Source organism: Streptomyces sp. (assembly GCF_031181555.1).
GTDB lineage: Bacteria > Actinomycetota > Actinomycetes > Streptomycetales > Streptomycetaceae > Streptomyces > Streptomyces fimbriatus.
The window spans coordinates 1-4,871 of record NZ_JAPSKQ010000012.1; the positions used below are offsets into that span (position 1 = coordinate 1).

Annotated in this window: 5 protein-coding genes and 1 pseudogene; 1 reads left to right on the plus strand and 5 read right to left on the minus strand. The window is 72.1% G+C overall.

Annotated elements, in window-relative coordinates; translation table 11 throughout:
* Positions 1-146: 146 nt before the first annotated feature.
* From RIM90_RS04560 to RIM90_RS04570, 3 genes are read right to left on the minus strand one after another with little or no spacing between them, the layout of a single operon-like run.
* The gene (locus tag RIM90_RS04560; RefSeq protein ID WP_309059232.1) at positions 147-806 is read right to left on the minus strand and encodes a DUF5063 domain-containing protein; all 660 of its coding nucleotides are present in this window, start codon (positions 804-806) and stop codon (positions 147-149) included.
* Positions 799-1,398 (minus strand): recombination mediator RecR, encoded by a 600-nt coding sequence (gene recR / locus RIM90_RS04565; RefSeq protein WP_184819604.1) that lies wholly within the window; start codon positions 1,396-1,398, stop codon positions 799-801. Before recR ends, RIM90_RS04560 begins: the two co-directional genes overlap by 8 nt.
* A gap of 59 nt (positions 1,399-1,457) precedes the next feature.
* Positions 1,458-1,799, minus strand: coding sequence for a YbaB/EbfC family nucleoid-associated protein (locus RIM90_RS04570; protein ID WP_309059233.1), 342 nt, complete (start codon positions 1,797-1,799; stop codon positions 1,458-1,460).
* 328 nt (positions 1,800-2,127) lie between these two features.
* On the opposite strand from RIM90_RS04570, the gene RIM90_RS04575 reads away from it, so the two are divergent.
* A complete protein-coding gene (locus RIM90_RS04575) occupies positions 2,128-2,874 on the plus strand; it encodes an SLATT domain-containing protein (protein ID WP_309059234.1) in 747 nt (248 codons plus the stop codon).
* A 13-nt stretch (positions 2,875-2,887) separates the two neighbouring features.
* Here RIM90_RS04575 and RIM90_RS04580 read toward each other — a convergent pair whose 3' ends face one another.
* Both RIM90_RS04580 and RIM90_RS04585 read right to left on the minus strand, forming a co-directional pair.
* Complete coding sequence (locus RIM90_RS04580) at positions 2,888-4,432, minus strand: substrate-binding domain-containing protein (protein ID WP_309059292.1); 1,545 nt, start codon at positions 4,430-4,432, stop codon at positions 2,888-2,890.
* Between the two features lie 147 nt (positions 4,433-4,579).
* Positions 4,580-4,871: pseudogene (locus tag RIM90_RS04585) on the minus strand (serine-threonine protein kinase); the annotation flags it as partial.

A 4,871-nucleotide genomic window follows, 5' to 3' on the forward strand; every position in this document is an offset into this window, starting at 1 on the left:
GTCCCCGCACTGGGCGGCGGCACCTGGCCGCTGCGCTGGTACAGCGAACCGACGTCCACCGCACCGTACGTGTGCCCGGTGAGACGGGGAGCGGCGCTGGGTGCCGGTGTCTCATGACCGCCCCGTGACGGAAGCCGCTCGGTCCGTCACGTGACCGGCCGCATCCCCAGCGGGCCCGCGATCTCCTCCGCCATGACCTTGCCCGCCTCGAACTCCAGGGTGTCGTCGCCCATGCCCTGGTCGATGTCGAGGCCGTCGAGTTCGGCCAGGGGCTGGTTCAGGCGGACGTGGGCGACCACCGACTGCAGCGCCCGCAGGGTCGCGGACGCCGTGGAGCCCCAGTTGGAGAAGTAGGAGAACTGCCACCACCACAGGGCTTCCGTCGTGCGGCCCGCGCGGTAGTGGACCATGCCGTGGCGCAGGTCGGTGATGACGTCGGCGAGGTCGTCGGAGATGCGGGCCGGGACGGGCGCCTTGCGGGGCTCGTAGGGGTCGAAGACCTCGGAGTAGACGTCGATCGGCTCCAGCATGCGGGCGAGGTTCTCGCGGAGTTCGTCCACGTCGGCCTCCGGGCCCGGGTCGGGCTCGTAGCGCTCGTCGGGGACGATGTCCTCGTGGGCGCCCAGCCGGCCGCCGGCCAGCAGCAGCTGGGAGACCTCCAGGAGGAGGAAGGGGACCGCCGAGTCCGGCTCGTCGCCCTTCGCGACCTCCGTCACGGCGACCAGGAAGCTCTCGATCTGGTCAGCGATCTGGACCGCGAAGTCGTCGGGGTTCTGGTGGGTCGCGTGCAGCGTGGCATCAGACATCTAGGAGTCGTCTCCCCTCGAAGGCGCGGCCGAGGGTCACCTCGTCCGCGTATTCCAGGTCGCCGCCCACCGGGAGGCCGCTGGCCAGGCGGGTGACCTTCAGGCCCATGGGCTTGATCATGCGAGCGAGGTACGTCGCCGTGGCCTCGCCCTCGAGATTGGGGTCCGTGGCCAGGATCAGCTCGGTGACCGTGCCGTCGGCCAGCCGGGCCAGGAGTTCCCTGATGCGCAGATCGTCGGGGCCGACGCCGTCGATCGGGCTGATCGCGCCGCCCAGGACGTGGTAGCGGCCCCGGAACTCCCGGGTGCGCTCGATGGCCACGACGTCCTTGGGCTCCTCCACGACGCAGATCACCGCGGGGTCGCGGCGCGCGTCGCGGCAGATGGCGCACTGTTCCTCCTGCGCGACGTTGCCGCAGGTCGCGCAGAAGCGGACCTTCGCCTTCACTTCCATGAGGGCGTGCGCGAGGCGCCGTACGTCGGCCGGTTCCGCCTGCAGGACGTGGAAGGCGATCCGCTGCGCGCTCTTGGGACCGACGCCGGGCAGCCGCCCGAGCTCGTCGATGAGGTCCTGGACCACGCCTTCGTACAACGGACTGCCGTCCTTCCTGGTGTTCCTTCAGTACGTACGGTAGAGGCCCGCGGCCCGTCTTAGAAAGGCAGACCGGGAATGCCGCCGCCGCCCAGGCCCTGGGCCAGCGGGCCGAGCTTCTGCTGCTGGAGGGTCTGGGCGTTCTCGTTGGCCGCCTGGACCGCCGCGACGATCAGGTCCGCGAGGGTCTCGGTGTCCTCCGGGTCCACCGCCTTCGGGTCGATCTTCAGGGACCGCAGTTCGCCGGACCCGGTGACGGTGGCCTTCACCAGGCCGCCGCCCGCCTGGCCGTCGACCTCCGTGCGGGCCAGTTCCTCCTGCGCCTTGGCCAGGTCCTGCTGCATCTTCTGGGCCTGCTGGAGCAGCTGCTGCATGTTGGGCTGGCCACCACCGGGGATCACGATTCAGCTCCTTGGTCGGTCGGTCCGTCGGTCCGTCGGACCGTCGGTCCGGGTATTTGCCGTTCGGCACGAGCCTACGTGGTCGGGACGGCCGACGCCCCGGCACTCTTTCGAGTGAGTGCGCTGCGGGCCCTATACCTGATCAAGGCCTTCTTCCGGGCGGAAAAAGGCACGAACACCCGGCGCCGCCACCCATTGGGCGGTAGGAAGGGTCCGGCGCACGGGTACCGCGCGTCACACTTCGCGCACGGTGCGTGGCCGACCGGGGGACGGCCGGAGAGCAGTCGGGGATCAGTCGGGGTCAGCAGGGGTCAGTAGGGAGTACCGGGTGGGTCAGCCGGAGATGCAGCCCGAGGGTCGGCCTCAGGACGGGCGGGGCGAGGGGGCGGCCGGGCTGCGGCCGGGCGAGCCGGGCGGGCGGGTGTTCCCGCTCGGGGACTGGGGGGAGCCGGCGGCCCGGCTGGACGAGCTGTACCGGTGGGTGGAGCGCGGGGCCCTGGACACGGCCGCCTGGTACCTCGCGGACCGGGTGTGGAAACGGCGGTGCGCGCGGGCCCTGCGGACCGGGGCGGCGCTGGGGGCGGTGACCGGGGCCGCGCTGCCGCTGCTCGATCTGACCGGGGCGGCGGACGGGGCCGCGCCCTGGGGGTACGTGGCGCTGCTGCTCGGGGTGGCCTGTGTGGCCGGGGACCGGTTCTTCGGGATGACGTCCGGCTGGATGCGGGACGTGGCGACGGCGCAGGCCGTGCAGCGGCGCCTGCAGGCCCTCCAGTTCGACTGGGCCTCGGAGTGCGTCCGCGAGGTGCTGGGGCCGGCGGAAGGCACGGCGAGCGAGGCGGCCGAGCGGTGCCTGTCGGTGCTGCGGCGGTTCTCGGAGGACGTGGCGGAGCTGGTGCGGGTCGAGACGGCCGACTGGATGGTGGAGTTCCGCACCGGGGGCGCGCCGCTGGGCGTCCAGGCGGCGGTGGCGGGCGCGGGGCGTCCGGAGGGCTCTCTCCCGCACGGCCGCTTCCCCACCCCGCCGGGACCGGCCCGCCCGAACATGCCGAGGCAGCGTCCGCCCGAGCCGAGGTGAGGCATCCGACGGGTCAGGGCGCGGTCCTCGCGCACAGCTCCAGGCCCTTCGGGCTCCAGCAGGGCAGGTGGCCGTGGGTGCGGACGACGTCCTGGCCGTTGCCGCGGCTCAGATACGTCAGGAAGCTCGACACCAGCGAGTCCGCCGGGGGCTGTCCGTAGGTGTAGGCGTACTCGATCTCCCGGTACGGGTAGGCGCTCGTCCCGTCCTCGATGGCGTCGACGGACGCGGTCTCGCCGTCGAGGTCCAGCAGGCGCACCCCCTTCGCGCGGGCGGCACGGTTGTGCTCGCTGTAGCCGATCGCGCCGGGGATGCCGGCGACGGTGTCCAGCACCAGGTCCGTCGAGTTCAGTTCACAGCGGATGACGGGTGCCGTCGGATCGTCCTTGTGCACGCAGTCGACCGAGGAGTGGGCCGTCTCGCCGCGGCCCAGCACCCGACGCTGGAACACCTGTCTCGTCCCCGAGTTGGCGTCCCGGCTGACGAGGTGGACCGGCAGGTCCGCGCCGCCGAGCTCGCTCCAGTTCGTGATCTCGCCGCGGTACAGCCGCCGCACGTCCGCCGTCGACAGGTTCCGCAGCCCCACCTTCTCGTTCACCACCAGCGCGAACACCGACACCGCCACCCGGTTCTCGCGCAGCTTCGGCAGTCCGCTCGGCTTCGGGCCGTCCGACAGGGCCACCACCGGCGGCGACCCCCGATCCGACTCCGTCCCGGCCGTCACCAGGGTGCGGATGCCCGCCGTCGATCCGTGCGTCCGCACCCTGACGTCGACCTCGTCGTCCGCGCACTCCCGCTCGTACTTGTCCGCCACCTCGTCCAGGACGGGCTTGAAGGCGGTGGAGCCGGTGAGCGTGAGGGTGCCGCCCTCGCAGCCCATGGGGGCGGGGTCGTCGTCCTGGGCCACGACGACCACCGCCAGGGCGACCACGCACAGCGTGAGCGTGATGGTGATCAGCCGGGCGGCCCGGCTGAACAGCGGGGCCTTCTCGTCCGGGGTGGCGCTGCGGTTGCGGTGGACGTCGCCGTCCTTCAGATCACCGCTCACCTGGATGTCGTCGCCCACCCGGCCGCCGGAGAGCAGCACCAGCAGCTTGTAGTAGGCGCCCCGGTTCAGCGGGACGCGGGGGATGCTCAGGGTGCTGCCCTGGTAGCCGAAGCCGAGCCGCTCGGTGAAGTTGTCGAGGATGTGGCTCGTCTCCGACGGCTGGGTGACCGCGACCCCGAGGACGGTGCGCCGGCCGAACTCCACGGTCAGCCCGTGGATCCCCGGACTCTCGTAGTCGTCGCGGGTGATGCTCTGCGAGCCGTCGTTCTCGATGCGCAGCAGCACCATGCTGGCGTGGGTCATCCCCGTCTCCGTGGTGAACCAGCCCACCCGGCGGTTCGTGCGGCGCGACTGCCCGTCGTCACCGATCGGCGTGTCCAGCTGCACGCGGTAGCCGATGCGCTTGCGGCGCGGCACCCTGCGCTCGTACCAGACCATCACCGCCGAGGCGACGATACCGAGGATCGCCGTCGCCACGGCCACCAGGTTCTCCGCGCTCAGCCACTCCATCGCGCCGCCCCCGCCGCTGCCCGCCCGTTCGACCGGGTGGCCACCGTACGGCCGTACGAAGGGGTGCGCGGCGTTCGTCCGCCGAAGTTCACCGTGGTTCGCCGAACGTTCAACCACCTTCGAGGGGAGGGTAGTTGGTTCGCTCCGTCAGTCCCGCGTGTAGGTGAGCTGCTCGCCGTTCCGGGTGTTCACGCGCTTCAGGGAGCCGTCGGGCAGCAGGGTGATCTCGGTGGCGGCACCCGGGGCGCAGGCGCTGCGCGGCCGGCCGGCCGTCACGGAGGACGGGCCGATCTCCAGCCGGTCGCCGGAGCCGGTGACCCCGGAGAGCCTGGCCTCGAAGACGCAGCGATAAGGGCCGTTCCCGGTGGGTCCGTCGGCGACGAGGGACAGCACCGTGTCGCCCACCTCGCCCTGCTGGATGGTCAGCCGGCGGCCGTGC